The sequence below is a fragment of the Actinomycetospora flava genome, from assembly GCF_037400335.1.
Classification (GTDB): Bacteria; Actinomycetota; Actinomycetes; order Mycobacteriales; family Pseudonocardiaceae; genus Actinomycetospora; species Actinomycetospora flava.
The window spans coordinates 41885-67617 of record NZ_JBBEGM010000018.1; the positions used below are offsets into that span (position 1 = coordinate 41885).

Annotated in this window: 26 protein-coding genes; 15 read left to right on the forward strand and 11 right to left on the reverse strand. The window is 74.0% G+C overall.

Going from position 1 to position 25733, the window contains the following annotated elements:
- Positions 1 to 582: a cob(I)yrinic acid a,c-diamide adenosyltransferase gene (locus WCD58_RS30125; RefSeq protein ID WP_337706819.1), complete on the reverse strand. Its 582-nt coding sequence runs from the start codon at positions 580 to 582 to the stop codon at positions 1 to 3.
- A gap of 39 nt (positions 583 to 621) precedes the next feature.
- Entirely contained in the window at positions 622 to 1668 is a 1047-nt protein-coding gene (locus WCD58_RS30130) for an iron-siderophore ABC transporter substrate-binding protein (RefSeq protein ID WP_337706820.1), read from the reverse strand.
- A 113-nt stretch (positions 1669 to 1781) separates the two neighbouring features.
- Here WCD58_RS30130 and WCD58_RS30135 point away from each other — a divergent pair, with 113 nt between their 5' ends.
- Genes WCD58_RS30135 through murA form a run of 4 tightly spaced genes read left to right on the forward strand, consistent with a single transcriptional unit; the run spans position 1782 to position 6092 of the window.
- Positions 1782 to 2867, forward strand: a complete 1086-nt coding sequence (locus WCD58_RS30135) for a FecCD family ABC transporter permease (RefSeq protein WP_373696312.1) — start codon at positions 1782 to 1784, stop codon at positions 2865 to 2867.
- 26 nt (positions 2868 to 2893) lie between these two features.
- Positions 2894 to 3931, forward strand: coding sequence for a FecCD family ABC transporter permease (locus tag WCD58_RS30140; protein ID WP_337706822.1), 1038 nt, complete (start codon positions 2894 to 2896; stop codon positions 3929 to 3931).
- Between the two features lie 34 nt (positions 3932 to 3965).
- Positions 3966 to 4811, forward strand: coding sequence for an ABC transporter ATP-binding protein (locus tag WCD58_RS30145; protein WP_337706823.1), 846 nt, complete (start codon positions 3966 to 3968; stop codon positions 4809 to 4811).
- A 12-nt stretch (positions 4812 to 4823) separates the two neighbouring features.
- Positions 4824 to 6092, forward strand: coding sequence for a UDP-N-acetylglucosamine 1-carboxyvinyltransferase (gene murA, locus WCD58_RS30150; RefSeq protein WP_337706824.1), 1269 nt, complete (start codon positions 4824 to 4826; stop codon positions 6090 to 6092).
- Positions 6093 to 6133: 41 nt separating this feature from the next.
- On the opposite strand, the gene WCD58_RS30155 is transcribed toward murA, so the two are convergent.
- Positions 6134 to 6427, reverse strand: coding sequence for a hypothetical protein (locus tag WCD58_RS30155; protein WP_337706825.1), 294 nt, complete (start codon positions 6425 to 6427; stop codon positions 6134 to 6136).
- Positions 6428 to 6584: 157 nt separating this feature from the next.
- On the opposite strand from WCD58_RS30155, the gene WCD58_RS30160 reads away from it, so the two are divergent.
- The gene (locus tag WCD58_RS30160) at positions 6585 to 8618 is read left to right on the forward strand and encodes an ethylmalonyl-CoA mutase (RefSeq protein ID WP_337706826.1); all 2034 of its coding nucleotides are present in this window, start codon (positions 6585 to 6587) and stop codon (positions 8616 to 8618) included.
- Here WCD58_RS30160 and WCD58_RS30165 read toward each other — a convergent pair.
- Positions 8615 to 8968: a nuclear transport factor 2 family protein gene (locus WCD58_RS30165; protein ID WP_337706828.1), complete on the reverse strand. Its 354-nt coding sequence runs from the start codon at positions 8966 to 8968 to the stop codon at positions 8615 to 8617. The two genes, WCD58_RS30160 and WCD58_RS30165, sit on opposite strands and share 4 nt — an antisense overlap.
- 107 nt (positions 8969 to 9075) lie before the next feature.
- Here WCD58_RS30165 and WCD58_RS30170 point away from each other — a divergent pair, with 107 nt between their 5' ends.
- Positions 9076 to 9468, forward strand: coding sequence for a PaaI family thioesterase (locus WCD58_RS30170; protein WP_337706829.1), 393 nt, complete (start codon positions 9076 to 9078; stop codon positions 9466 to 9468).
- 13 nt (positions 9469 to 9481) lie between these two features.
- Here WCD58_RS30170 and WCD58_RS30175 read toward each other — a convergent pair whose 3' ends face one another.
- Entirely contained in the window at positions 9482 to 10498 is a 1017-nt protein-coding gene (locus tag WCD58_RS30175) for a methyl-accepting chemotaxis protein (protein WP_337706830.1), read from the reverse strand.
- A 116-nt stretch (positions 10499 to 10614) separates the two neighbouring features.
- A complete protein-coding gene (locus WCD58_RS30180) occupies positions 10615 to 11139 on the reverse strand; it encodes an NUDIX domain-containing protein (RefSeq protein WP_507237436.1) in 525 nt (174 codons plus the stop codon).
- Positions 11140 to 11194: 55 nt separating this feature from the next.
- Here WCD58_RS30180 and nucS point away from each other — a divergent pair, with 55 nt between their 5' ends.
- The 8 genes from nucS (at position 11195) to WCD58_RS30220 (ending at position 20184) form a co-directional block, all read left to right on the forward strand.
- Positions 11195 to 11884 carry an endonuclease NucS gene (nucS, locus tag WCD58_RS30185; RefSeq protein WP_337706831.1) on the forward strand — a complete coding sequence of 230 codons (690 nt, stop codon included), beginning with the start codon at positions 11195 to 11197 and terminating at the stop codon, positions 11882 to 11884.
- Positions 11884 to 12369: an HIT family protein gene (locus WCD58_RS30190; RefSeq protein ID WP_337706832.1), complete on the forward strand. Its 486-nt coding sequence runs from the start codon at positions 11884 to 11886 to the stop codon at positions 12367 to 12369. Before nucS ends, WCD58_RS30190 begins: the two co-directional genes overlap by 1 nt.
- A gap of 97 nt (positions 12370 to 12466) precedes the next feature.
- On the forward strand, positions 12467 to 13975 hold the full coding sequence (locus WCD58_RS30195) for an aldehyde dehydrogenase family protein (RefSeq protein ID WP_337706833.1): 1509 nt from the start codon (positions 12467 to 12469) through the stop codon (positions 13973 to 13975).
- A 94-nt stretch (positions 13976 to 14069) separates the two neighbouring features.
- A complete protein-coding gene (locus tag WCD58_RS30200) occupies positions 14070 to 15443 on the forward strand; it encodes an FAD-binding oxidoreductase (RefSeq protein WP_337706834.1) in 1374 nt (457 codons plus the stop codon).
- Positions 15440 to 16585 carry an MBL fold metallo-hydrolase gene (locus tag WCD58_RS30205; protein ID WP_337706835.1) on the forward strand — a complete coding sequence of 382 codons (1146 nt, stop codon included), beginning with the start codon at positions 15440 to 15442 and terminating at the stop codon, positions 16583 to 16585. Before WCD58_RS30200 ends, WCD58_RS30205 begins: the two co-directional genes overlap by 4 nt.
- Before the next feature lie 26 nt (positions 16586 to 16611).
- Positions 16612 to 18045 (forward strand): MFS transporter, encoded by a 1434-nt coding sequence (locus WCD58_RS30210; protein WP_337706836.1) that lies wholly within the window; start codon positions 16612 to 16614, stop codon positions 18043 to 18045.
- Between the two features lie 97 nt (positions 18046 to 18142).
- Complete coding sequence (locus WCD58_RS30215) at positions 18143 to 19927, forward strand: 3-hydroxyacyl-CoA dehydrogenase family protein (RefSeq protein ID WP_337706837.1); 1785 nt, start codon at positions 18143 to 18145, stop codon at positions 19925 to 19927.
- Positions 19928 to 19929: 2 nt separating this feature from the next.
- The gene (locus WCD58_RS30220) at positions 19930 to 20184 is read left to right on the forward strand and encodes an Rv1322 family protein (RefSeq protein WP_337706838.1); all 255 of its coding nucleotides are present in this window, start codon (positions 19930 to 19932) and stop codon (positions 20182 to 20184) included.
- Here WCD58_RS30220 and WCD58_RS30225 read toward each other — a convergent pair whose 3' ends face one another.
- The 3 genes from WCD58_RS30225 to mce form a co-directional block, all read right to left on the reverse strand.
- Positions 20185 to 21282: a DivIVA domain-containing protein gene (locus WCD58_RS30225; protein WP_337706839.1), complete on the reverse strand. Its 1098-nt coding sequence runs from the start codon at positions 21280 to 21282 to the stop codon at positions 20185 to 20187. It abuts the gene before it with no gap.
- Between the two features lie 88 nt (positions 21283 to 21370).
- Positions 21371 to 22702, reverse strand: a complete 1332-nt coding sequence (gene ccrA / locus WCD58_RS30230; protein ID WP_337706840.1) for a crotonyl-CoA carboxylase/reductase — start codon at positions 22700 to 22702, stop codon at positions 21371 to 21373.
- An 84-nt stretch (positions 22703 to 22786) separates the two neighbouring features.
- Positions 22787 to 23248, reverse strand: coding sequence for a methylmalonyl-CoA epimerase (gene mce, locus WCD58_RS30235; RefSeq protein ID WP_337706841.1), 462 nt, complete (start codon positions 23246 to 23248; stop codon positions 22787 to 22789).
- A gap of 108 nt (positions 23249 to 23356) precedes the next feature.
- Here mce and meaB point away from each other — a divergent pair, with 108 nt between their 5' ends.
- Positions 23357 to 24310: a methylmalonyl Co-A mutase-associated GTPase MeaB gene (gene meaB, locus WCD58_RS30240; RefSeq protein WP_337706842.1), complete on the forward strand. Its 954-nt coding sequence runs from the start codon at positions 23357 to 23359 to the stop codon at positions 24308 to 24310.
- Position 24311: 1 nt separating this feature from the next.
- Here meaB and WCD58_RS30245 read toward each other — a convergent pair whose 3' ends face one another.
- Together WCD58_RS30245 and WCD58_RS30250 are read right to left on the reverse strand one after the other, a co-directional pair.
- Positions 24312 to 25217 (reverse strand): M56 family metallopeptidase, encoded by a 906-nt coding sequence (locus WCD58_RS30245; protein ID WP_337706843.1) that lies wholly within the window; start codon positions 25215 to 25217, stop codon positions 24312 to 24314.
- Positions 25218 to 25282: 65 nt separating this feature from the next.
- Positions 25283 to 25711 (reverse strand): BlaI/MecI/CopY family transcriptional regulator, encoded by a 429-nt coding sequence (locus WCD58_RS30250; RefSeq protein ID WP_337706844.1) that lies wholly within the window; start codon positions 25709 to 25711, stop codon positions 25283 to 25285.
- Positions 25712 to 25733: the final 22 nt, after the last annotated feature.

Consider the following 25733-nt stretch of genomic DNA (forward strand, 5'->3'; position numbering starts at 1 on the left):
TCAGCGCTGTTCCTCGGGCCCGCCGGGCACCCACAGGACGTCGCCGCCGGGGTTGGCGACGCGGCCGAGGATGAACAGCAGGTCCGAGAGCCGGTTGAGGTAGTGCGCGGGCAGCTTGCTGGTGCGCTCGGGGTCGGCGGCGACCACGGCCCAGGTGCTGCGCTCGGCGCGGCGGGTGACGGTGCGCGCCACGTTGAGGTAGGCCGCCGCGGGGGTGCCGCCCGGCAGGATGAACGAGTTCAGCTTCGGCAGGCCCTCGTTGAACTCGTCGCACCAGCCCTCGAGCCGCTCGATCTGGCGCTCGGTGACGCGCAGCGGCGGGTACTCGGGGTTCTCCACGACGGGCGTGGCCAGGTCGGCCCCCACGTCGAACAGGTCGTTCTGGATCTGCCGCAGCGGGGCGACGATCGCCTCGGGCGGGTCGCCCACCGACAGCGCCACCCCGATCGCGGCGTTGGCCTCCTCGGAGTCGGCGTAGGCCGAGAGCCGCGGGTCGGTCTTGGGCACGCGCGAGAAGTCCGAGAGACCGGTGGTCCCGTCGTCGCCGGTGCGCGTGTAGATCCGGGTCAGGTGAACGGCCACGGCGTCAGTCTAGGGACGCCGAGGCCGTCCACGAGGGGGTCAGCGCTGCAGTGCCTGGGCGAACAGCGGGGCGGCGCGGTCCAGCGCGGCGGCGGTGCCGGGCACCGAGCCGGACGAGAACGCGTTGCTCGTCGTCGTGTCGTCGAGCACGACGAGGTGCCCGGCCCGGGCGGCCGGGGTCTGCGAGAGCACCGGGTCGGTGCGGATGGCGTCGGCGCTCGCGTTGATCGGGAAGACCACCGTGAGGTCGGAGGACAGCAGGCCGACCTGCTCGCCCGAGAGCGACACGTAGAACGACCCGGCGGCCTGCGGCGCGAGGGCCTCGATCTGCGGCGGCGTGCGGAAGCCGAGCCCGTTCATGACGTCGACGCGCGCGTCACCGGGGACGTAGGCGCCCCACTGGCCGCCGTAGAAGGCGCCGACGCCCGCAGCCTTGCCCGCGAACGACGGGTTGGCGGCGGTGGTGGCGCGGAACTTCTCCTCGAGCCCGGCGATCTGCTGCTGGCCCTCCTGCGGCTTGCCCAGCGCGCGGGAGACCATGTCCATCTGCTGGCGCCAGGTCGTGCCGTAGGCGGCGGCGAGCCCGGGCGGCGGGCCGACGGTCGGGGCGATGCGGGAGAGCGTGTCGTAGCGCTGCTGGTCGCCCGAGGAGCGCGTGTCGAGGATGAGGTCGGGGCGCAGGGCCGCGACGGCCTCGTAGTCGAGCTGCGTCGTGCCCAGGATCGTGGGGGGCGTCTGGTACGGCGGCGACCACGGGCCGACGCCGGTGCCGCCGAAGCCGAGCCAGTCGGACGCGCCGACGGGCTGCACGCCGAGCACGAGCGCGGTCTCGGCGTCCGACCAGCCGAGCGCCACGATCCGCTGCGGCGCCTCCGGGATCGTCACCGGCCCGAACTGGGTGTCGATCGTCGCGGGGTACTGGGTGCCGACCGCGGAACCGGCCGGGGCGGAGTCGCCCTGGGACCCGCCACCCCCGCCGCAGGCCGCGAGGAGGAGCAGGGCGGCGGCGGTCGCCGCGAGGACGCGGGAGACGGAGCGAAGCGGAGCTCGACCATCGATGAGGCGCCTGAACGGGCCGGGGGACACACGCACTCCTGGGTGACTGGAAACGGACAATCAGGGAGCCTGAGGCTAGGCAACCCTAATGGTTAGGCTGCACACCGGCATGCCTCGTGACCCAGGAGAGGGGTGAGCGCGCGGTGGTGGTGGACGCGCCCGGGCAGGCACCGCCCGCCCGGCGTGCCGGGGGACCGGTCGGCGTGGCCGGGTCGGCGACCCGCGTGCTCGGGCTGCTCGCGCTCGTGGCGGTCGCGGTGCTCGTGCTGCTGGTCAGCATCGGGATCGGCTCGCGCGACATCGGGCTCGCGCAGTCGTGGACGCTGCTGTGGGGCGGGGATCCCGGGGGTGATCCCACCGGCACCCTCGGCACCGAGGTGGCCATCGTCCGCGACCTCCGCGTGCCCCGCGGCCTGCTCGCGCTGGCCGTCGGCGCGGCGCTCGGTCTCTCGGGCGCGGTGATGCAGGGCCTGTCGCGCAACCCGCTGGCCGACCCCGGGCTTCTCGGGGTCAACGCGGGCGCCTCGGCCGCGGTGGTCGTGGCGATCGGCGCGTTCGGGATCGGGAGCGTCACCGGCTACGTCTGGTTCGGGCTGGTCGGCGCGGCCGTCGCGATGTTCGTCGTGCACGCGCTGGGCGCCACCGGCCGCGCGTCGGGCACCCCGGACCGTCTCGTGCTCGCCGGCGCCGCGGTCACCGCCGTGCTCATCGCGCTGGTCAACGCCGCGCTCGTGCTGACACCGCGGACCTTCGACTCCTTCCGGTTCTGGAACCTCGGCTCGCTGTCGGGGCGGCGGATGGACGTGCTGGTCGCGGTCGGCCCGTTCATCGCGATCGGCGTCGTCGCCGCCTTCGCGATGGCCCGCGCGCTCGACACGCTCGCGCTCGGCGACCGCGCCGGCCAGGCGCTGGGCCTCAATGTGGGGCGCACCCGGGTCGTCGCGGGCGCCGTCGTCACCGTCCTCGCGGGCGCCGCGACGGCCGCGGTCGGGCCGATCGCGTTCCTCGGCCTGGCCGTCCCGCACGTCGTGCGCGGCCTCATCGGGCCCGCCAACCGCTGGCTGCTGCCCTACACCGCCGTCCTGGGAGCGATCGTGCTGCTCGTTGCCGACCTCGTCGGCCGCGTCCTCGTCCCCCCGGGCGAGATCCAGGTGGGCGTCACGACGGCCGTGCTCGGCGCGCCGGTCTTCGTGGCCCTGTGCCGCCGGCGCCGGCTGGTGGGCGTGTGAACGCCGGGAGGGTGGGCAGTGGCCAGGTGACCGGACGGCTGGTCCGTCTCGGCGGCGGCCGGATCTCGCTGCGCGTCGGCCCGCGCTCGGTGGTCGTCGGCGCCGTCGCCGCGCTCGTGGTGGTGGTCGGCGCGCTGCTGGCGATGACCACCGGCTCGTTCCCGCTGACCCTCACCGAGGTCGCCGAGACGCTCGTCGGGCAGGGCAGCCGGTCGACCGAGTTCATCGTGCTCGACCAGCGGCTGCCGCGTCTCGTGCTCGCCGTCGGGGTGGGCGCGGCGCTCGCGGTCAGCGGTGCGGTGCTGCAGAGCCTCTCGCGCAACGCGCTGGGCAGCCCCGACGTCATCGGCTTCACCACCGGCGCCTCCACCGGCGCGCTCGTCGCCATCGTCACCTTCGGCGCCGGCACGCTGGGGACCTCGCTCGGCGCGCTCGCCGGCGGGCTCGTCACCGCGCTGCTGGTCGTGGCGCTGTCGGCGGGGCGCGGCACGCAGGGCCTGCGCATGGTGCTCATCGGGATCGGCATCGGCGCGGCGCTGCTCGCGATCAACAGCTGGCTGATCACCACGGCCCAGCTGCAGACCGCCGTCGACGCGCAGGCCTGGCTGCTCGGCGACCTGAGCAACCGCGGCTGGCCCCAGATCCTCGCGCTGACCGCTGTCGTGGTCGTGCTGCTGCCCGTGCTGTTCGCGCTGGGCCGGCGGCTCTCGCTGCTCGAGCTCGGCGACCGCCCCGCGGGCGCGCTCGGGGTCGACGTCGGGCGCACGCGCACCACCCTGCTGCTGTGCGCGGTCGCGCTCGCGGCGGCGTCGACGGCGGCCGCGGGCCCGATCCCGTTCCTGGCGCTCGCGGCCCCGCAGATCGCGCGCAGCCTCACCCGGGCGGCGACGCCGGTGCTGCTGCCGAGCGCTCTGGTCGGGGCGGCGCTGCTCGTCGTCAGCGACCTCGCCGTCACCCGCCTGTTCCAGCCCGTCCCGCTGCCGGTCGGGATCGCCACCGGCCTCATCGGCGGCCTCTACCTCGTCGCGCTGCTCGTGCGCATGTGGCGAGGGAGCACGACGTGAGCACCGTCCTCGATCTCGACCCGGCAGGAGCCGCATGACCCGCCTGCTCGCCCGCGACGTGACGCTGGGCTACGAGGGCCGCACGGTGGCCCGCGACCTCTCGGTGGCGATCCCCGACGACTCCTTCACCGTCATCGTCGGGCCGAACGCGTGCGGCAAGTCCACGCTGCTCGCGGCCCTGGCCCGCGTGCTCGCCCCGCAGGCCGGCGCGGTGCTGCTCGACGGGGCGGAGATCGCGAGCTACAAGTCGAAGGAGGTGGCACGCCGCCTCGGGCTGCTGCCCCAGACGGCGACGGCACCCGGTGGCATCACCGTCGGCGACCTCGTCGCGCGCGGCCGTTACCCGCACCAGCAGCTGCTCAAGCAGTGGTCGGACGACGACGAGGTGGCCGTCGCCGAGGCCATGGCGCTGACGAACGTCTCCGACCTCGCCCCGCGCCTGGTCGACGAGCTCTCCGGCGGCCAGCGCCAGCGGGTGTGGCTCGCGATGGCGCTGGCCCAGGAGACCCCGATCCTGCTGCTCGACGAGCCGACGACCTACCTCGACATCTCCCACCAGGTCGATGTGCTCGAGCTCTGCGCGCGCCTGCACGCCGAGCACGGCCGCACGCTGGTCGCGGTGCTGCACGACCTCAACCAGGCCGCTCGTTACGCCTCGCACCTCGTCGCGCTGCGCAAGGGCGGCGTCGTGGCCGCGACCGGCCCGCCCGACGAGGTGCTCACCGAGGAGCTCGTCACCGACGTCTACGGCCTGGCCTGCCGTGTCCTGCCCGACCCCGAGACCGGCACGCCCATGGTCGTGCCGCGCCGCCCGGGGTGGATGGCGTCCGCGGGAGGTGTCGGGGGTGCTGGCGACGGCCGGTCCGTGGCGGGCGGGTAGCGTCTCCGGCCGATGAACGAGCACTTCGTGGTGCACGGCTCCGGGCCCCTCTCGGGGGCCGTCGACGTCGTCGGCGCCAAGAACAGCGTGCTCAAGCTGATGGCGGCCGCGCTGCTCGCCGAGGGCCGGACGGTCATCACCAACTGTCCGGAGATCCTCGACGTCCCGCTGATGGCCGACGTGCTGCGCAGCCTGGGGTGCGCGGTGGCCGTCGCGGGCGACACGGTGACCATCGACGTCCCGGCCGAGCTGACCCCGGAGGCGGACTACCGCTCGGTGTCGCGGCTGCGGGCCTCGGTGTGTGTGCTGGGGCCGCTCGTGGCCCGGTGCCGGCGCGCGGTCGTGCCGCTGCCCGGCGGCGACGCGATCGGTTCGCGCCCCCTCGACATGCACCAGGCGGGCCTGCGCCTGCTCGGCGCGTCCAGCGAGATCTCCCACGGCTGCGTGGTCGCGGGCGCCGAGACGCTGCGCGGCGCCCAGATCTGGCTCGACTTCCCCAGCGTCGGGGCCACCGAGAACATCCTCATGGCCGCGGTCTTCGCCGAGGGCACGACGGTCATCGACAACGCCGCGCGCGAGCCCGAGATCGTCGACCTCGTCACGATGCTCCAGCAGATGGGCGCCAAGATCGAGGGCGGCGGGACGTCGACGCTCACGGTGCACGGCGGCGGTCCGCTGACGCCGACGACGCACCGGGTCATCGGCGACCGGATCGTCGGCGCCACCTGGGGCTTCGCCACGGCGATGACCGGGGGCGACGTCACCGTCCACGGCGTCGACCCGCACCACCTCGACCTCGTGCTCGACCGCCTGGGGCAGGCGGGGGCGCAGGTCTCGGCGCTCGACGGGGGCTTCCGGGTCGTCATGGACGGGCGGCCGCGCTCGGTCGACTGGGTCACGCTGCCCTACCCGGGCTTCGCGACCGACCTGCAGCCCATGGCGATCGCGCTGTCGGCGATCTCCGAGGGCACGTCGATGATCACCGAGAACGTCTTCGAGGGGCGGTTCCGGTTCGTCGAGGAGATGGTCCGGCTCGGGGCCGACGCGCGCACCGACGGGCACCACGCCGTCGTCCGGGGCGTGCGGCGGCTGTCGTCGGCGCCGGTGTGGGCGTCGGACATCCGCGCGGGCGCCGGTCTCGTGCTCGCGGGGCTGTGTGCGGACGGGGAGACCGAGGTGTGGGACGTCGCCCACATCGACCGCGGCTACCCCCTGTTCGTCGAGAACCTCGCCGCCCTCGGCGGCGGCATCCACCGCATCGTGGCGCCGCCCCAGCGCTGACCCTCGTGAGTGCTTTCCCGCCCTATAGGGCGGGAAAGCACTCACATAGCGCGGAGGGCCACACGGGCGTCGTCGGCGTCGCTCGGGAAGGCGAGCAGGCGCCAGCCCTCCTCGCCGTGGGCCACGGTGACCCGCACCTTCTCCCGCGCGAGCTTGGCCACCAGCACGTCGGCGGCCTCGCGCGTCGGCACGACGGCGACGGTCTCGAGCAGGCCCAGGTCGCCGTTCTCGTCGGGCAGCGCGCCCTGCGGGCCGCGGCCGAACGTCCAGCGCAGGATGCCGGCGAGCAGGATGACCAGCGACACCACCAGGGCGATCTCGGTCACGGAACCCATCCGGGCAGTGTGACGGGTCCAGCTCCGCTGCGCCGCGTGTCCCAACCTGACCGATCCTGTGGGCCACGGCATCCCGCGCGCCGCCCCGCGGCCCGGACCCGTCGGTAACATCAGCGGGTCATCCGCCAGGTGACGAAGCGCAGCGGAGGTACCTGACGTGCCCTATCCCAGCGACGACGCCCGCGACCGCCCCTGGGTCATGCGGACGTACGCCGGCCACTCGTCGGCCCGCGCGTCGAACGAGCTCTACCGGCGCAACCTGGAGAAGGGCCAGACCGGCCTCTCGGTGGCCTTCGACCTGCCGACGCAGACCGGCTACGACCCCGACCACGAGCTCGCCAAGGGTGAGGTCGGCAAGGTCGGCGTGCCGGTGGCGCACATCGGCGACATGCGGGCGCTGTTCGACGGCATCCCGCTGAACGACGCGAACACGTCGATGACGATCAACGCGACGGCGATGTACATGCTGGCGCTCTACGTCACCGTCGCCGACGAGCACGGCGCCGACCGCGAGAAGCTCGCCGGCACCACGCAGAACGACATCGTCAAGGAGTACCTGTCCCGCGGGACCTACGCGTTCCCGCCGGCGCCGAGCGTCCGGCTGATCACCGACATGATCGCCTGGACGTACACCAACGTCCCGAAGTGGAACCCGATCAACATCTGCAGCTACCACCTGCAGGAGGCCGGGGCGACGCCGACGCAGGAGGTCGCCTACACGCTGTCGACGGCCATCGCGGTGCTCGACGCGGTGCGCGACTCGGGCCAGGTGCCCGAGGAGAAGTTCGGCCAGGTCGTCGGGCGCATCTCGTTCTTCGTCAACGCCGGGCTGCACTTCATCGAGGAGATCGCGAAGCTCCGGGCGTTCTCGCAGCTCTGGGACGAGCTGTGCCGCGAGCGCTACGGCGTCGAGGACGAGAAGATGCGCCGCTTCCGCTACGGCGTGCAGGTGAACTCGCTCGGACTCACCGAGGCGCAGCCGGAGAACAACGTCCAGCGCATCGTGCTGGAGATGCTCGCGGTGACGCTCTCGAAGGACGCCCGGGCCCGCGCGGTGCAGCTGCCGGCGTGGAACGAGGCGCTCGGGCTGCCGCGGCCGTGGGACCAGCAGTGGGCGCTGCGGATGCAGCAGGTGCTGGCCTACGAGACCGACCTGCTCGACCACGACGACATCTTCGCCGGCTCGCACGTCATGGAGGCCAAGACGGCGGCGATCGTCGAGGGCGCCCGCGCGGAGATGGCCAAGGTCGCCGAGATGGGCGGTGCGGTGCCCGCCGTCGACTCGGGCTACATGAAGTCGCAGCTGGTGTCGTCGCTCGCGGAGCGCCGGATGCGTCTCGAGTCGGGTGAGGACGTCGTCGTCGTCGGGGTCAACAAGTTCACCTCCACCGAGCCGAGCCCGCTGCAGGCCGAGGGCGCCGAGGCGATCTTCACCGTCGAGAAGTCGGTCGAGGAGGAGGCTGCCCGAGCCGTGGCGGAGTGGCGCTCCTCGCGCGACCAGCAGGCCGCCGACGCCGCGCTCGAGCACCTCCGGACCGCCGCGGGGACCGACGAGAACCTCATGGAGGCCACGCTCGAGTGCGCCCGCGCCGGCGTGACGACCGGCGAGTGGGCCGGCGCGCTGCGCGACGTCTTCGGCTCCTACCGCGCCCCGACGGGCGTCTCGGCCGCGACGTCGGGCTCGGGCGAGGCCCCCGAGGAGCTCGCGCAGGTGCGGGCGCGCGTACGCCAGACGGCCGAGGAGATGGGCACGGCCTCGCTGCGCATGCTCGTCGGCAAGCCCGGGCTCGACGGCCACTCCAACGGCGCCGAGCAGATCGCCGTGCGCGCCCGCGACGCCGGCTTCGAGGTCATCTACCAGGGCATCCGCCTGACGCCGGCCGAGATCGTCGCGGCCGCCGTGCAGGAGGGCGTGCACGTCGTCGGCCTGTCGGTGCTGTCCGGCTCGCACCTCGAGGTCGTCCCGGCCGTGCTCGACGGCCTGGCCCGCGCGGGTGCGGACGACATCCCGGTGGTCGTCGGCGGGATCATCCCGCCCGCCGACGCCGAGCAGCTCCAGCGCCTCGGCGTGCAGCGCGTCGTCACGCCGAAGACCTACTCGCTGACCGGGATCATGGGCGAGTTCGTCGAGGTCGTCCGCGAGGCGAACGGCCTCGACTCCCCGTCGCCGGCACCTGTCGCAGGGTCCTAACCCGGCACCTTGTCGAGAAAGCCGTGGACGGTGCGCAGGCGCCCGTCCTCGGCGATCTCGGCGACGTCGAACCCGACGACGACCGGTTCGGCGGCGCCCGCCGGCCCGAGGTGCCAGGTGAAGCGGACGACGTCGTGGTGGGCGTCCAGCACGTCGCCGCGCGAGAACGTCAGGCCCGCGAACTGCTCCTGGGCGCCGGCGATCAGCGCGTCGACGCCGTCGTGGCCGGAGACGTCGGCGAGCGGGTCGACGTAGCGCGCGTCGGGCGTGAACGCCGCGGCGATCGCGTCGCGACGCGCCGAGGGGTCGGTCGTGTTCCAGGCGGCGAGGTAGCGGTCGACGGTGTCCATCTGGACCTCCTTGGTGGGGTTCCCCGACAGTGACCGGCGTGCGGTAGCGGGGTCGATGACCTCGCAGGTCATGGACGATCAGCGCCGCGGTCTCGACGCTGTGGCTCATGACCCCGGACGAGCTGATCGCCGCCATGCCCTTCGCCGCCGGCCTCGGCATCCGGCTCGAGACCGCCGGCGCCGACGAGACCGTCGCCGTCCTGCCGTGGTCCGACGCCCACACCACAGTCGGCGGGCTGCTGCACGGCGGCGCGATGATGACGCTCGCCGACACCGCAGGCGCCGTCTGCGCCTACCTCGGCCTGCCCGAGGGGGCCCGGACCGCCACCACGCAAACGGGCACGCACCTGCTGCGCGCGGTGTCGGGCTCGGCGGTGACGGCCACCGCGCGGCCGGTCCACGCCGGGCGCACGCAGATCGTCGTGCAGACCGACCTCACCGACGACCGGGGCCGCCTCGTCGCGCGGACCACGCAGACGCAGGCCGTCATCCCGGGATGAGCGCGATCTCCCCTCAGCCCTCCTCGTCGTCGTCGCGGGCGCCGCGGCGCTTGAGGAACGAGAACCCGGGGATGCCGTCGATCGCCTGCCGCAGGTCCTTGGTGACCTCGAGGAGCTCGTGTAGATCCGGTCCGACGCGGTCGAGGGTCGTGAGGATCGGCATGACGTCGTCGACCATGTGCTCGGTGAACTGCGGCATCTGGTCCACGAGCTTGATCAGCGCGTCGACCTCCTCGGGGCTGAGCTCGTCGACGAACTTCCCCGCCAGCGGGGCACCGCGCTCGAGCATCGGGCGGTAGAGGTCGAGCAGCTCCTGGGCCGAGCGGCTCGTGGCGCCTGCGCCGTCGACGATGCCCCGCGCGCCGTCGGTGATCTCCCGGGCGCTGCCGACGACGCCCTCGGCGCCGGTGGTGATGCTGCGTGCGGAGTCGACGACCTCGGACGCGCCGCTGGTGATGCTGCGGGCGCTGCCCACGACCTCCTCGGCGCCGCCGGTGATCCGGCGGGCGGACCCGACGACCTCCTCGGCCCCGGAGGTGATCGACCGGGCGGACTCGACGACCTCGGACGCCCCACTGGTGATGGCCCGTGCGCTGCCGACGACCTCGTCGGCGCCGCTCGTGATCTTCCGGGCCGACCCGACGACCTCCTCCGCGCCGCTGGTGATGGACCGCGCGGAGTCGACCACCTCCTCGGCACCGCCGGTGATGCGCCGCGCGGAGCCGACCACCTCCTCGGCCCCCGAGGTGATCGAGCGCGCCGAGCCGACGACGTCGTTCGCGCCGTCGGTGATGCGGCGGGCCTCGCCGAGCACACCGTCGATCTGCCCGACGATCCCGTCGGCACGGTCGACCAGGCCGTCGACCCGGTCCGCGAGCTGCCCCAGCACGCCGACCAGGCGCGTCACCTCGTCGAGCAGCGCGTCCACCCGCCCGGGCAGACGGACGCCGACGTCGGCGACCTCCCCGACCCAGCCCAGCACCTCGCCGGGGGTGGGTACCGACAGCGGACCGAGCCGCACCAACGCCATGCCTCCACCATGCCCGCGCGGGACCGAGGTGACGCGTCCACGCCCCGAGATGGGGGCTTTCCTGACGTTGGACGTCAGCGTGGCCGCCACGCTGGAACACGCCGGACCACGCGGCGCTACGGCGAGTGGAGGAGCAGGAGGGCGTAGGCGGCGAGGGTCTGGGCGTCGGTGATCTCCCCCGCGCGGATGCGCTTCTCGAACTCGGTGCGCGTCACCCACGCGAAGCGCATGTCGGCCTCGGTGTCCTCCCGCTCGGGGCGGCCCTCGGTGAGGTCGGTGGCGAGGAACGCGCGGCCGCGCTGCGAGGACAGGCCGGGGGCGACGTCGAGCAGGCCGAGGTAGGTCCAGGTCGCGGCGGTCAGGCCGGTCTCCTCGCGCAGCTCACGGGCGGCGAGGTCCTGCGGCGGCATCTCCGCGCGGTCGGGGGCGGTGCCCTGCGGGAACTCCCAGCGGCGCAGCCCGAGCGGGTAGCGGTACTGCTCGACCATGGCCAGGCGGTCCCCGTCGAGCGCCACCACGAGCGCGTAGTCGGGCTTGTCGACCACGCCGTAGACGCCGTCGGACCCGTCCGGGCGGCGGAAGGTGTCCTCGCGCAGCGTCATCCACGGGTTGGCGTAGATCTCGCGGCTGCTGGTCGTCACCGGTGGCTCCACACCCCGGGATGATCCTCGTCGGCCGTCTCCTACCCTGCGGGGTGTGCGTCTCGTCATCGCCCGGTGCACGGTCGACTACGCCGGCCGTCTGACCGCGCACCTGCCGAGTGCCCTGCGCCTGCTGCTGGTCAAGGCGGACGGGTCGGTCAGCGTCCACGCCGACGACCGCGCCTACAAGCCGCTGAACTGGATGAGCCCGCCGTGCTGGCTCACCGAGGAGCCCCGGGCGAGCGGAGCGACGGGAGAAGCCGAGAGCGTCTGGACGGTCCGGAACAAGGCCGACGAGACGCTGACGATCACTCTCGAGGAGATCCAGCACGACTCCAGCCACGAGCTGGGCGTCGACCCGGGCCTGGTCAAGGACGGCGTCGAGGCCCACCTGCAGCAGCTGCTCGCCCAGCACGTGACGACGCTGGGGGAGGGCTGGACGCTCGTGCGGCGTGAGTACCCGACGGCGATCGGCCCGGTCGACCTGCTCTGCCGCGACGACGCCGGGCGGTCCGTCGCGGTCGAGATCAAGCGGCGCGGGGAGATCGACGGCGTCGAGCAGCTGACCCGCTACCTCGAGCTGCTCAACCGCGACCCGCTGCTGACGCCGGTGGCCGGGGTGTTCGCGGCGCAGCAGATCAAGCCGCAGGCGCGCACGCTCGCCACCGACCGGGGGATCCGCTGCGTCACGCTCGACTACGACGCCCTGCGCGGCGCCGACGTCGACGAGTTCCGGCTGTTCTGATGCTCGCGCGTCTCCGGCGCGCCGTCGGTCGCCGGCTGGGGCGCGTGCGGGAGCACCTGCCCGCTGAGGTCGACGGCGAGTGCGTGTTCTGCCGAATCGTCGACGGGCGGGGCGAGGCGAGCGTCGTCGCCGAGTCAGACGGGGCGATCGCGTTCCTCGACCTCCAGCCCGTCACGCCGGGGCACGTACTCGTCGTGCCGCGCGTGCACGCCGCGCACCTCGCGGACACCACGGACGCGGACGGCACCGCGGTGTGGGCGCTGGCGCGGCGCGTGGCCGCCGGCCTGCGCGCCGCCGGGCTCGCCGACGGCGTGAACCTGCTGCTCGCCGACGGGGCGGTGGCCTGGCAGACGGTGTGGCACGTGCACGTGCACGTCATCCCGCGCCGGCGTGGCGACGGGCTGCGTCTTCTCGCCGCCTGGACGCGTCCGGGGCGGGCGCGGCTCGACACCACCGCAGACCGCATCCGCGCCGCCGTGCCTTGATCGACGGAAGAATACGGACACTGAGTGTCTGCGACGCCACGTCGCTGACACGAAGAGACAGTCGCGTCTGACCGCTACTGGTGCGTAGATTCGCGGCATGACGAGCACCCGCGACGCGGGGACGGTGCCCGCGGCCCCTCAGCGTGACGCCTTCGACTCCCTCGACCCCCGCTCCGGCGAGGTGATCGCGTCCTACCCGCGGCACACGCCCGAGCAGGTCGAGGCCACGGTCGCGCGGGCGAAGCGGGCATCGCGGTGGTGGACCGATCTCGGGTTCCGCGGGCGGTCGCACAAGCTCGCGGCCTGGCGCCAGCTGATCGACCGGCGCCGCGAGGAGCTCGCCGCCGTCGTCAGCCGCGAGACCGGCAAGCCGCTCGACGACGCGCGCATCGAGGGCATCCTCGCGCTCGACCACCTGCACTGGGCCGCCACGCACGCGGAGAAGGTGCTCGGGCCCCGCAACGCCGCCGCGGGCCTGCTGATGATCAACCACAAGGCCACCGTCGAGTACCCGGCGCTCGGCGTCGTCGGCGTGCTCGGGCCCTGGAACTACCCGGTGTTCACGCCGATGGGGTCCATCGCCTACGCGCTCGCCGCGGGCAACACGGTCGTGTTCAAGCCCAGCGAGCTCACCCCGGGCGTCGGGAAGTGGCTCGTCGACACCTTCGCCGAGGCCGTCGGCGAGGACGCGGTGTTCCAGCTGGTCACCGGCGAGGGCGAGACCGGTGCCGCGCTGTGCCGCGCGGGCGTGGACAAGGTCGCGTTCACCGGCTCGACGGCCACCGCCAAGAAGGTCATGGCCACCTGCGCCGAGACGCTGACCCCGGTGCTCGTCGAGTGCGGCGGCAAGGACGCCCTGCTCATCGACGCCGACGCCGACCTGGACGACGCCGCCGCGGCCGTGGTCTGGGGCTCGATGTCCAACGCCGGCCAGACCTGCGTCGGCGTCGAGCGCGTCTACGTGGTCGACGCGGTCGCCGAGGACCTGCTCGACCGGGTCGCGCGCCGGGCCGCCACCATCACCCCCGGCGGGGCGCCGGACTCGCAGTACGGGCCGATCACCATGCCCTCCCAGCTCGGCGTGATCTCCGGGCAGATCGACGACGCCCTCACCCGCGGCGGGCGCGCCGTCGTCGGCGGGCGCGAGTCGGTGCGCGCGCCCTACGTCGACCCGGTGGTGCTCGCCGACGTGCCCGAGGACTCGACCGCGGTCACCGACGAGACGTTCGGCCCGACGGTCGTCGTCAACCGCGTCCGCGACATCGACGAGGCCGTCGATCGGGCCAACGCCTCGCGCTACGGGCTCGGCGCCTCGGTGTTCGCGAAGAAGCGCGGCCACGACGTCGCGCGCCGCCTGCGGGCCGGGATGGTGTCGGTCAACGGCGTCATCGCCTTCGCCGGGATCCCGTCGCTGCCCTTCGGCGGCGTCGGCGACTCGGGCTTCGGGCGCATCCACGGCGTCGACGGGCTGCGCGAGTTCACCCGCCCGCTCGCGATCTCCGAGCGCCGCTTCCGCAGCGTCAACGTCATGACCTTCGACCGCCCCGGCTGGGTCGTGAAGGTGCTCGCGCGCCTGGTCAGCGTGCTGTACGGCCGCCGGAGCTGATCTCGGGGCCGATCTCGGGGCTGACACCCCGCAGCCACCCGATCACGCGACTCGATCTACCGCCGCGGGTGGGTGCTTTGCCAGGCTCACCGGTGTGGCGGAGGATCTCGACCGGGTCGCGGGCCCCGTCCTGCGTCCCGGGGACGACGGCTACGACGCCGAGCTCGCCGGGTTCGACCTGTCGGTGCGCCCGCACCCCGCGGTCGTCGTCGGCGCCGCCGGCGCGGCGGACGTCCTCGCCGCCGTCCGCCACGCCACGGCGCGGGGCCTCGCCGTGGGGGTGCAGGCGACCGGGCACGGCCCCACGGTCCCGGCCGGCGACGACACCCTGCTGATCACCACCCGGCGGATGGACGGGGTCCGCGTCGACCCGGTCGCCCGCACGGCGTGGATCGAGGCCGGGGCGACCTGGGAGCACGTGCTGCCCGCGGTCGCGCCGCACGGCCTCGCGCCGCTGCTCGGGTCTGCGCCCGGGGTCGGCGCCGTCTCGTACACCCTCGGCGGCGGGCTCGGCGAGCTCGGGCGGCGCTGGGGCTTCGCGGCCGACCACGTGCGCCGCCTCGAGGTGGTCACCGCCGACGGCGTCGCGCGGACGGCGACCGCCGACGAGCACCCCGACCTGTTCTGGGCGCTGCGCGGCGGCGGGGGCAACGTCGGCGTCGTCACCCGCATGGAGATCGACCTCGTCCCGCTGCGCGAGGTGTACGGCGGCGGGCTCTTCTTCCCGGGCGAGGACGCGGAGCCGGTGCTCACGGCCCTGCTCGCGGCCGGGCGCGCCGCCCCCGACGAGGTAACCCTCTCCGTCGCGCTCATGACCTTCCCGGACGTGCCCGCGGTGCCGGCGGCGCTGCGCGGGCTCTGGTGCGCCGACGTGCGGGTCTGCTCGTCGGGAGATTCGGGAAAGTGCGAGGACGTCATCGCCCCGGTGCGCGCCGCGGCGGCCCCGCTGGTCGACACGATCCGCACGATGCCCGTCACCGACATCGGCACGATCCACAACGACCCCGTGACGCCGCTGGCGACCAACAGCCGCTCGCTCGCCCTGCACCGCCTCGACGAGGACGCCCTCGCCGCGATCCTGCGCCACGCCGGCCCCGACGCCCCGTTCCTCGTCGAGCTGCGCCTGATGGGCGGGGCGCTCGCCCGCCCGCCGGCAGTGGCGAACGCGGTGGGCCACCGCGACGCCGCGGCCACCGTCTACACCACCGCCCACCCGCACCCGACGGGCCCGAACACCTCCGACACCGCCGCCGAGCAGGCCCTCCTCGACGACCTCGGCCCCTGGAGCGACGGCGGCGCGCTGGTCAACTTCCTCGCCGGGGCGCACGTCTCCGCGTCCGACGTGCGCGCCGCGTTCGACACCGCCACGTGGGACCGCCTCGTCGCGGTCAAGACGACCCGGGACCCGGCCAACGTCTTCCGGATCAACCACAACGTCCCCCCGCGCACCCTCGAGGAGAGCCCGTGACCGAGACCCCTCTCGGCACCGTCGTCGCGATCGACGACCGCACCGTCCTGGTCACCGGCCAGGAGCTCGACGTCGCCCACGAGCAGCCCGACGTGGGCCACGCGCTCGTGCACCGCGCCGGCGACGTCCTCGTGCTCGTCGACACGGGGGTCACCGAGGCGTTCCGCGCGGCGCTCAAGGGCGCCGTCGACCGCGTCGGGCCGTGGTCGCGGCTGCTCCTGCTCACCACGCACGGGCACACCGACCACGTCGGCAACAACGACCTCGTCGACGAGCTCGCGGCCGAGCGCGGGGTGCCCGCGGAGCACTGGGCCCCGGCGCGCGACCTCGAGCAGATGCGCGACCCGGTGAGCTACTGGGAGCACGCCTTCGCCGGCATCAGCGGCGTCGCCCCGCTGCCCGCGCCCCCGGCGCTGTCGGCGAGGAAGGTGGTCTCGCTCTTCCAGCCGATGCACCCCTTCGGGGCCACGACCCGGGCCTACGAGGAGCGCCCGCTCGAGCGCCTGTCGCTGGGCTCGGTGCGGATGACCGGCTGGTCGTTCGCCGACGGCGCGGTCCGGGTGCTGCGCAGCCAGGGCCACACCGCGGGCCACGTGGTGGTGCACCTGCGCGACAGCGCGCTGGTCCACCTCGGCGACGAGGCCAACGGCGGCTGCGGGGCGATGCCGGACGCCGACCAGCTCAAGCTGCACTCGGTGCTCGGGGCCGTCGCCACGGCGGTCGGCGAGGGCGCGGTCACCACCGTGACCCAGGCCCACGACGCCACGGTCCGGCGCGGTCCCGACGCCGTCGCGCACCTCGACGAGATGCTCGACCAGGCCGTCGCGCTGCAGCAGGCCGCGCTCGAGGTGACCGACGCCCGCGAGCCCGTCGACCCCAAGCGCTTCGTCGACGACATCACGGCACGGCTCGCCGAGATCGGGGGTGGCGGGCCGAACCCGAACCCCGTCTTCACCGGGATGATGTCGGTCAACCTGCTCGCGGCGATCGGGCTGCACCCGGCCCGCGGGGAGGGCGACCGGGCTTGGTCCCGCCCGGAGCAGGAGAACCCCGCGCCGGTCGCCGGGATGCCGCACGGTCTCGCGCTCCTGCCCGCGGCCGCCGCGATGGCCGGCTGGAAGCTGCGCGGGCGCGACCGGTGAGCGCGGCCAGGACGGAGCCGGCTGGGGTGGACGCGAAACGGTGGCTCGTGCTGGTCGCCATGACCGGCTCGCTGTCGATGATCATGCTCGACCAGACGGTCGTGTCGGTGGCGCTGCCGACGATGGGCCGCGAGCTGTCGCTGAGCCCGGGCGCGCAGCAGTGGGTGGTCAACGCCTACGTGCTCGCCCTCGCCGCGCTGGTCGCCCTCGGGGGCAAGGCCGCGGACCTGCTCGGCCCGCGGCGGGCGTTCCGCTCCGGGGTGACGCTGTTCTTCCTGGCCTCGGTGGGGTGCGGGCTCGCGCCGGCGGGTCCCGCCGGCGAGGCGACGATCATCGCGTGCCGGACGCTGCAGGGGGCGGGCGCGGCGCTGATGGTGCCGGTGTCCGCGGCGATCGTCATCGCCGCGTTCGGGCCGAGCGAGCGCGGCCGCGCGATGGCGATCTACGCCGGCATCAGCCAGGTGTTCGTGGCGCTCGGGCCGCTGATCGGCGGGCTGCTCACCGAGTACGTGTCCTGGCGCGCGGTGTTCTTCCTCAACGTGCCGGTCGGCATCGCGACGCTCGTGCTCGTGGCGATCGCGCCGGTCCCGGCCGAGCGGGTCCCCGGCACCACCGTGCGCCCGCTCGACGTCGTGCTGGTCGTCGCGGGCCTCGCCGTCACCACGTTCGCGATCCAGGCCGCGGGTGCCGTCGGGCTGTCGGCCGGGGTGCTGGTGCTGCTCGTCGCCGGGGTGGCGGCCACCGCGTGGTTCGTCGTCCGGCAGGTGCGCGCGTCGGACCCGCTCATCCACGTGCGGCTGTTCGGCGACCGCGCCTTCACGGGGGACTCCGCCGTCATGGCGTTCGTCCAGTTCGGGCTGCTCGGGATCGTGCTCTACAGCTCGATCTACCTGCAGGAGCTGCTGGCGTTCGGGCCGATGCAGGCCGGGCTCGCGGTGCTGCCGCTGATCCTGCCGCTGACCGTGGCCGCCCAGGTCGGCGGCCGCTGGTACGACCGTTCCGGCGTGCGCGGCCCCGTCCTCACGGGGCTCGTCCTCTGCGCGGTCGGCACGGTCGTGTGGCTGCTCGCGCTGCCGGGCCTCGACTACGCCCTGCAGACCCCCGGCATGGCGCTGGTCGGCCTCGGTCTCGGCCTGACGCTCTCGCCGACCAACACCGATGCGCTCTCCCGCGTCGGCGCCACCGAGCGCACCCAGGCCTCCGGCGTCGTGCAGACCGTGCGCCAGCTCGGCGGCACGCTGGGGATCGCGGTCATCGGCGCGGTGGTGATCGCCGCGGACGACGACCTGCCGGGCCGGACCGCGGCGCCGTCCGGGATCGCCGCCGGGTTCTGGGTCGCGGCGGGCGCGTTCGCCCTCGCGGCCGTGGTCGGGGGCCTGCTCCTGGCCCGTCGGTCGCCCCGACCTACCGGAACGGTCAAGTTACCCGCTGGTACGAACCCGTCCGTCGGACCCGGGTGAGACATCGCCGACCATGGCAGGATCGCGCCCCGGGGCAGGTGAGAGCCTTCCCCGGGACAGAGTTACTGACACTGGTCGTCGGCAGGAAGGTCTCCACGTGGCGCGCGAATTCGCCCGGGTCGGAGTGGTCGGTCTCGGCACGATGGGAGCCGGCATCGTCGAGGTGTTCGCCCGGGGCGGCATCGAGGTCGTGGCGGTGGAGGTCGACGAGGCGTCGGCCGGCAAGGGCCGCGAGACCCTCGAGGCGTCGACCCAGCGGGCCGTCGACCGCTCGAAGCTGGCCGCCGACGACCGCGAGGCGCTGCTGGGGCGGGTGCGGATCAGCACCGACCTGGACGACCTCGCCGACGTCGACCTCGTCGTGGAGGCCGTGCCCGAGCGCCTCGAGCTCAAGGCCGAGGTCTTCGCGGCGCTGAGCAAGGTCTGCGGCCCCGAGACGATCTTCGCGTCGAACACCTCGTCGCTGTCGATCACCGAGCTCTCGGTGCGCACCGAGCGCCCGCAGCAGGTCGTCGGGATGCACTTCTTCAACCCGGCGCCGGTGCAGGCGCTGGTCGAGGTCGTGCGCACGGTCGTCACCGACCCCGAGGTGCTCTCCGACGTCACCGGCCTCGCGGTCAAGCTCGGCAAGAGCCCGGTGGTGTGCGGCGACCGCGCCGGCTTCATCGCCAACAACCTGCTCTTCACCTACCTCAACCAGGCCGTCGGGATGTTCGAGTCCCACTACGCCGGGCGCGAGGACCTCGACGCCGCCATGCGCTACGGCTGCGGCTACCCGATGGGCCCGCTGGCCCTCATGGACCTCATCGGCCTCGACACGGCCTACGAGATCCTCGACACGATGTACCGGCAGTCGCGCAACCAGCGGCACGCGCCGGCCCCGATCCTCAAGCAGATGATCACCGCCGGGCTGCTCGGCCGGAAGTCCGGGCGCGGCTTCTACACCTACGCCGCCCCCGGGTCGCCCGAGGTCGTCGCGGACTCGCTGACCCCGCCGCCGCCCGGCGAGGAGGGCGGCGACCAGCGCCCGGTCTCCACCGTCGGCGTCGTCGGCACCGGCACGATGGCCACGGGCATCGCCGAGGTGTTCGCGAAGAGCGGCTACCAGGTGATCGTCCGCGCCCGCACGGAGGCCAAGGGCGAGGGCGTCGTCGCCGGCATCCGCAAGTCGCTGGAGAAGGCCGTCGTCAAGGGCAAGCTCACCGAGGGCGCCCGCGACGAGACCCTCGCCCGCGTCCGCCCCACCACGACGTTCGACGACCTCGCCGACTGCGACCTCGTCGTCGAGGCCGTCGCCGAGGACCTCGAGGTCAAGCAGGCCGTGTTCGGCGCGCTCGACGACGTCGTCAAGAAGGGCGCGATCCTCGCGACGACGACCTCGTCGCTGCCGGTGGTCGAGTGCGCGGCGGCCACGCAGCGTCCCGACGACGTCGTCGGCATGCACTTCTTCAACCCCGCCTCGGTGATGAAGCTGGTGGAGATCGTCAGCCCGATCACCACCGCGCCGGACGTGACGTCGACGGTGCGCGCCGTGACGGCGAAGATCGGCAAGCACCCGGTGCTCTGCGGGGACCGCGCGGGCTTCATCGTCAACGCGCTGCTCTTCCCGTACCTCAACGACGCGACCGCGATGCTCGAGGCGAACTACGCCACGGCCGACGACATCGACTCGGCCATGAAGAACGGCTGTGGCCTGCCGATGGGGCCGTTCGCGCTGCTCGACGTCGTCGGGCTGGACGTGTCGCTGGCGATCGAGCGCTCGCTGTACATGGAATTCCGCGTCCCGGGCTTCGCCCCGGCGCCGCTGCTCGAGCACCTGGTCACCGCCGGGCGTCTCGGCCGCAAGACCGGCCAGGGTTTCCGGGACTACTCGAAGAAGTAGGCGTGGTCCGCCGCTCCCGTCGCTCCCAGCCCCCCGCGGCGCCTCCGCCGCTGCGGGGCGGCTGGGTGCGCGACGAGGACGGCTGGCGCGTGCGCTCGATCAGCGGCTCCGCGGCGACCAAGACCTACGTCTGCCCGGGCTGCCACCAGGACATCCCGCCGGGCACGCCGCACGTGGTGGCGTGGCCTGCCGACGAGATGGAGGGGACGGGCGAGCGCAGGCACTGGCACACCGGCTGCTGGCGCCGGCGGCGCTGACTACCGGGAGGGCGCCGCGCTGCGCTGCTCGGGCGCGCTGGCGCCGCCGAGGTCCCCCGACTCCGTGTCGTGCCCGTTGCTGGTCGCCGGCGGGTCCGGCAGCACCGGGCGGCCGTCGCCGGCCTTCTCGTCGGGGAAGGAGTCGACGGTGGGCAGCGCGCCGAGCGCCTGGCGCAGCGAGGACAGCTGCTGGCCGACCCGGTCGCGCAGGCGCTTCATGTCGGCGACCTCGGCATCGGCCTCGCGCAGGCGCCGGCGGGCCTCCTCGGCGGCGTCCTGGACGTGCTTGTCGGCCCGCTCCTTCGACGCCTTCTCGTCGGCCTCGAGCTGGCGCATCGCTTCGCGGCGCCGAGCGGCCATCGCGACCGCGAAGTCGTTCTCGACCTGCTCGCGCGACGCGCGGCCCTCGGTGTCGAGACGGTCGCGCTCCTGCTCGGCCTCCCGGCGCAGGCGGGCGGCCTCGGTGCGCGCGGCGTCCATGACGCCGTGGTGCTCGTCCTCCATCGCGTGGCGCCGGCGCTCGTTGTCGGCGAGCCCGTCGTCGTAGCGGTGGCGGGCCTGGTCGGCCTCGGCCTCGGCGCGCTCGTGGATCTCCCGGGCCTGGGCGCGGGCCTCCTCCAGCGTGCCGCGCGCCTGCTCCTCGGCCTGCTCGACGGTGCGACGCGCCCGCTGCTCGGCCTCGGCGGCCGTCTTGCGGGCGTGCTCGTCGGCGCCGTTCATGGTGCGCCGCGCGTACTCGTCGGCCTCCTCGCGGATGCGCCGGGCCGCGTCGGCTGCCTCGTCGCGCATCGAGCGGGTCTCGTCCTGGGCGAGGCGCAGCATGCGCTGCAGGCGCTCGGAGAGGCCCTCCATGGTGTCCGGCGGGGCCGAGAGCCGGTCGACCTGCGCGCGCAGATCCTCGACGTGCGCGCGGTGGTGGTCGAGCGCCCGGGCGAGCTCGGTGGCCTGGGCCACGGCGGCGTCGCGGTCGGCGGTGAGGATCCGCAGGTCCGCCTCGACGCGGTCGAGGTGCTCCTCGACCTGCCCGCGGTCGTACCCGCGGCGCACGACGTCGAAGCCGGTCCCCAGCGGCAACAGCTCGTGCTCGTCGGACGGCATGCCGGTCACGGTACCGGCGTGACGCAGGGTGCTCCACGGACGGGTGAGTGTGTCGCGCTCACCCGTCCGTGGATCGTAGCGCTGTTGATCAGACGCCCCGGAAGCGGTTGATGGCGTCCAGGTGCTGGGCGCGCTTCTCGGTGTTCGTGACGCCCAGGCCCTCCTCCGGGGCGAGGCCGAGCACGCCGACCTTGCCCTGGTGGCTGTTGTGGTGCACGTCGTTGGCGGCCTCGCCGGTCTGCTCCAGGGAGTAGACCCGCGAGACGGTCGGGTGGATCGCGCCCTGGGCCACCAGGCGGTTCGCCAGGTAGGCCTCCTTGTAGTTCGCGAAGTGCGACCCGATGATCCGCTTGAGGTTCATCCAGAGGTAGCGGTTGTCGTACTGGTGCATGAACCCGGAGGTCGAGGCGCAGGTGACGATCGTGCCGCCGCGCTTGGCGACGTAGACCGAGGCGCCGAAGGTCTCGCGGCCCGGGTGCTCGAAGACGATGTCCGGGTCGTCGCCGCCGGTGAGCTCACGGATCTTCTGGCCGAACCGCTTCCACTCGCGCGGGTCCTGGGTCTCGGGGTCGGACCAGAACTTGTAGCCCTCGGCGGAGCGGTCGATGATCAGCTCGGCGCCCATCTTGCGGGCGATCTCGGCCTTCTCGGGGCTGGAGACCACGCAGACCGGGGTGGCGCCGCCGTTGAGGGCGAACTGGGTGGCGTAGGAGCCCAGGCCGCCGGAGGCGCCCCAGATGAGCACGACGTCGCCCTGGGTCATGTTGGCGCCGTTGGCGCTGACCAGCTGGCGGTACGCGGTGGAGTTCACCAGCCCGGGGGAGGCGGCCTCCTCCCAGGTCAGGTGGTCGGGCTTGGGCATGAGCTGGTTGGTCTTCACCAGCGCCAGCTCGGCGAGCCCGCCGAAGTTGGTCTCGAAGCCCCAGATGCGCTGCTCGGGGTCCATCATCGTGTCGTCGTGGCCGTCGGGGGCCTCGAGCTCGACCGAGAGGCAGTGCGCGACGACCTTGTCGCCGGGCTTCCAGGTGTGCACGCCCTCGCCGGTCTTGATCACGACGCCGGCCAGGTCGGAGCCGACCACGTGGTAGGGCAGGTCGTGGCGCTTGGCCAGCGGCGAGATCTTGCCGTAGCGCTTGAGGAAGCTGAACGTCGACACCGGCTCGAAGATCGAGGTCCACACGGTGTTGTAGTTGATGGCGCTGGCCATCACGGCCACCAGCGCCTCGCCGGGCGCCACCTCGGGGGTGGGCACGTCGTCGAGGTGCAGCGACTTGCGCGGGTCCTTCTCGTTCGAGGCCATCCCTTCGAACATGTCGGCCTCGTCGGCGTGGACGGTGATGCCCCGGTACGACTCGGGCACCTTCAGTCCGGCCACGGCGGCGGTGTCGTCGGCGAGGATGGCGTCGCGGATGTCCTGCACGTTCTGCCTCCGGGTGTGGTGCGGTGGCGCGAGGCTACCGACCGGTAACGGTCCTGGGGACCGGGGTGTGAGGGGGTCGGCGTCCTAGTGGCCGTCGGCGGGCTCGACGAGCTCGACGAGGACGCCACCGGCGTCCTTGGGGTGCACGAAGTTCACGCGCGAGCCCGCGGTGCCGCGGCGCGGGGCGTCGTAGAGCAGGCGCAGGCCCTTGCCGCGCAGGACCTCGGCGCTCTGCTCGACGTCCGTGACGCGGTAGGCCACCTGCTGCAGGCCGGGGCCGTTGCGGTCGATGAACTTGGCGATCGTCGACGTCTCGTCGACGGGGGCGAGGAGCTGCACCGCCGGTCCGCTCTCGTCGCCCGGGGCGTGGAGCATCGCCTCCCGGACCCCCTGCTCCTCGTTGACCTCCTGGTGGGTGGCCACGAGTCCCAGGTTCTCGGCGTACCAGGTGATCGCGGCGTCGAGGTCGGGTACGGCGATCCCCACGTGGTCGATCGTGGTGATCCCGCTCGCGGCCAGGTCGTCGGAAGCCCCGTTCGATGCCATGGCGGGCAGGGTAACCATCTGAATCGAAGTGTCCGCTGCGTGACGCATGGCACGCTCGGTTTCCCAAGCACCCACTCGGGGGGCCCGCCATCGGTAGCCTGCCGCGCCGTGGACCTGGAGAAGCTGGTCGCCGACGCGCGGGACGGGACGCCCCGGGCGGTGTCGCGGCTCGTCTCGCTGGTGGAGGACGGGAGTCCGCGGCTGCGCGAGCTCGCGGCGGCCCTGGCGCCGCACACGGGTCACGCGCGGGTGGTGGGGCTGACCGGTTCGCCCGGGGTCGGCAAGTCGACGACGACGTCCGCGCTGGTCAGCGCCCTGCGCGCCGACGGCAGGCGTGTCGGCGTCCTCGCCGTCGACCCGAGCTCGCCGTTCTCGGGCGGGGCGCTGCTCGGCGACCGGGTCCGGATGAGCGAGCACGCGACCGACCCGGGCGTGTTCATCCGATCGATGGCCACCCGCGGCCACCTCGGCGGTCTCGCCGCCGCGACGCCGCAGGCGCTGCGGGTGCTGGACGCCGCCGGCTGCGACGTGATCCTGATCGAGACGGTGGGGGTGGGCCAGTCGGAGGTCGAGGTCGTCGCCCTGGCCGACACGACGGTCGTGCTCCTCGCCCCCGGGATGGGCGACGGTGTCCAGGCGGCGAAGGCGGGGATCCTCGAGGTCGGCGACGTGTTCGTGGTGAACAAGGCCGACCGGGACGGCGCCGACGCCACGGTGCGGGAGCTGCAGCACATGGTGTCGCTGAATCGCCGGGAGATGTCGGGCCCGGCGTGGCGCCCGCCGGTGGTCCGGACGGTGGCCTCCTCGGGGCAGGGGGTCGACGACCTCGTCGGCGCCCTCGACGACCACCGCGCCTGGCTCGCCGACCACGACCGCCTCGCCGAGGGTGCCCGCCGCCGGGCGCGCGCCGAGATCGAGGCGATCGCCCTGGCCGACCTGCGGGCGCGGATCCGGGAGCTGTCCGGCGACGCGGCGCTGGGCGAGCTGGCCGAACGCGTCGTCGCGGGCGAGCTCGACCCCTACGCCGCCGCCGACGAGGTCGTGTCCTCGGTGCGGGGCTGAGCTACCTCAGGACCCCGGCGGCGGGCAGCGCCACGGAGAGCCAGGGGATGACGACGGCGACGGTCGGCACGACGACGACCGCGAGCGCGGCGAGGTAGGTGCCGGTCGCGAGGGTGCGGCTGCCGCAGGGGTGGGAGCGCACGCGCTCCAGGCGGGCGTTGACCTCGCGGTCCCCGGTGGCGCCGAACGCCTCGAGGGCGCCGGCCATCGCGGTGTCCGAGCAGCGGGCGCGCGCGGCGTCGTCGGCGAGCATCTCCAGCAGCATCCCGACCGCGTCGCGCGCCTGGCGGCTGCGCGCGAGCACGGGGAAGGCCTGGTGCAGGGCGACGAAGCCCTCGCGGACGAGGTCGTGGCGCGCGTCGAGGTGCGCCTGCTCGTGGGCGAGGACGGCGCGCAGCTCCTCGGGGTCGAGGGTGTCGAGGGCGGCCCCGGTGACGACGACCCGCGGCGCCCGGCCCGGCACGCAGTAGGCGAACGGGACGGCGCCGTCGAGCACCCGCAGCACCGACTTCGCCCCGGACCCGCCGCCGATCAGCGCGCTGCGCTCGGCGCGGTCGAGCAGGTCGACCATGTCCCGGTGGCGCGCCCGGCGCCGGCGGGTGCGCACCGCGAGCAGCACCAGCACGCCGAGCAGCCGCAGGACGATGAGCCCGGCGAGCACGGCGGCGATCGCCACGGCGACGACCATCGGCGTGCCCCGGCGCTCCTCGGGGCCCAGCGCGCGCAGGAGCTCCTCGGGCGCGGCGAGGGCGCTGCCGACGGCGGCCAGCACGGCGGCCAGCGCGATCGCCTGCCACAGCACGATGGCGGCGCGGGGCACGCGCTGGGGCCAGCGGGCGCGGGCGAGCATCGAGGGGACGGGGCCCGCCAGCACGAGGGCCAGCGCGGCCAGCCACACCGACGCCATGGGGTCAGTCTGGCGGCGCTGGACACGAAGCGCAGCGGAGCTGGACCATCAGTTCCGGTCCGAGATCACGACTCGGGGGCGCCTTCCTCGCCGTCGATCCGGGGGTGGGGGACCTCCGGGACGACGGGTGCGGCCGCGGGGGGCGCGGCCTGGAGCGCCGCGCGCAGGGCGGCCGCCTCCTCGGGGCCCACCTGGTCGACGAACGCCACCAGGGCGGCCGTGCGGTCCTCGCCGACGTCGCCCAGCGCGTCGAGCATGATCGATGCGGCCAGCTGCTCGCGGGTCGACGCCGCCGAGTAGCGGTAGGCCTTGCCGTCCCTCTCCTGGCTGACCACGCCCTTCTTGGCCAGGCGGCCGAGGACGGTCATCACCGTGGTGTAGGCCAGCTCGCGCTCGAGCCGGTCGTGCACCTCGCGGACGGTCAGGGGCGCCGGAGCGGCCCACAGCTGCGCCATCACCGCGCGCTCGAGCTCTCCCAGGGCCACGTCCCTCATCCTAGCGACCTTCCCCCTTGCC

Coding starts and splice junctions, on each gene's coding strand:
- WCD58_RS30145 (WP_337706823.1), top strand. CDS start 3,966: ATGACCCGCCTGCTCGCCCGCGACGTGACGCTGGGCTACGAGGGCCGC.
- mce (WP_337706841.1), bottom strand. CDS start 23,248: ATGGCATCGAACGGGGCTTCCGACGACCTGGCCGCGAGCGGGATCACC.
- murA (WP_337706824.1), top strand. CDS start 4,824: ATGAACGAGCACTTCGTGGTGCACGGCTCCGGGCCCCTCTCGGGGGCC.
- WCD58_RS30195 (WP_337706833.1), top strand. CDS start 12,467: ATGACGAGCACCCGCGACGCGGGGACGGTGCCCGCGGCCCCTCAGCGT.
- WCD58_RS30225 (WP_337706839.1), bottom strand. CDS start 21,282: ATGCCGTCCGACGAGCACGAGCTGTTGCCGCTGGGGACCGGCTTCGAC.
- WCD58_RS30155 (WP_337706825.1), bottom strand. CDS start 6,427: ATGGGTTCCGTGACCGAGATCGCCCTGGTGGTGTCGCTGGTCATCCTG.
- WCD58_RS30245 (WP_337706843.1), bottom strand. CDS start 25,217: ATGGCGTCGGTGTGGCTGGCCGCGCTGGCCCTCGTGCTGGCGGGCCCC.
- WCD58_RS30190 (WP_337706832.1), top strand. CDS start 11,884: ATGCTCGCGCGTCTCCGGCGCGCCGTCGGTCGCCGGCTGGGGCGCGTG.
- WCD58_RS30250 (WP_337706844.1), bottom strand. CDS start 25,711: ATGAGGGACGTGGCCCTGGGAGAGCTCGAGCGCGCGGTGATGGCGCAG.
- WCD58_RS30175 (WP_337706830.1), bottom strand. CDS start 10,498: ATGGCGTTGGTGCGGCTCGGTCCGCTGTCGGTACCCACCCCCGGCGAG.
- WCD58_RS30170 (WP_337706829.1), top strand. CDS start 9,076: ATGACCCCGGACGAGCTGATCGCCGCCATGCCCTTCGCCGCCGGCCTC.
- WCD58_RS30165 (WP_337706828.1), bottom strand. CDS start 8,968: ATGGACACCGTCGACCGCTACCTCGCCGCCTGGAACACGACCGACCCC.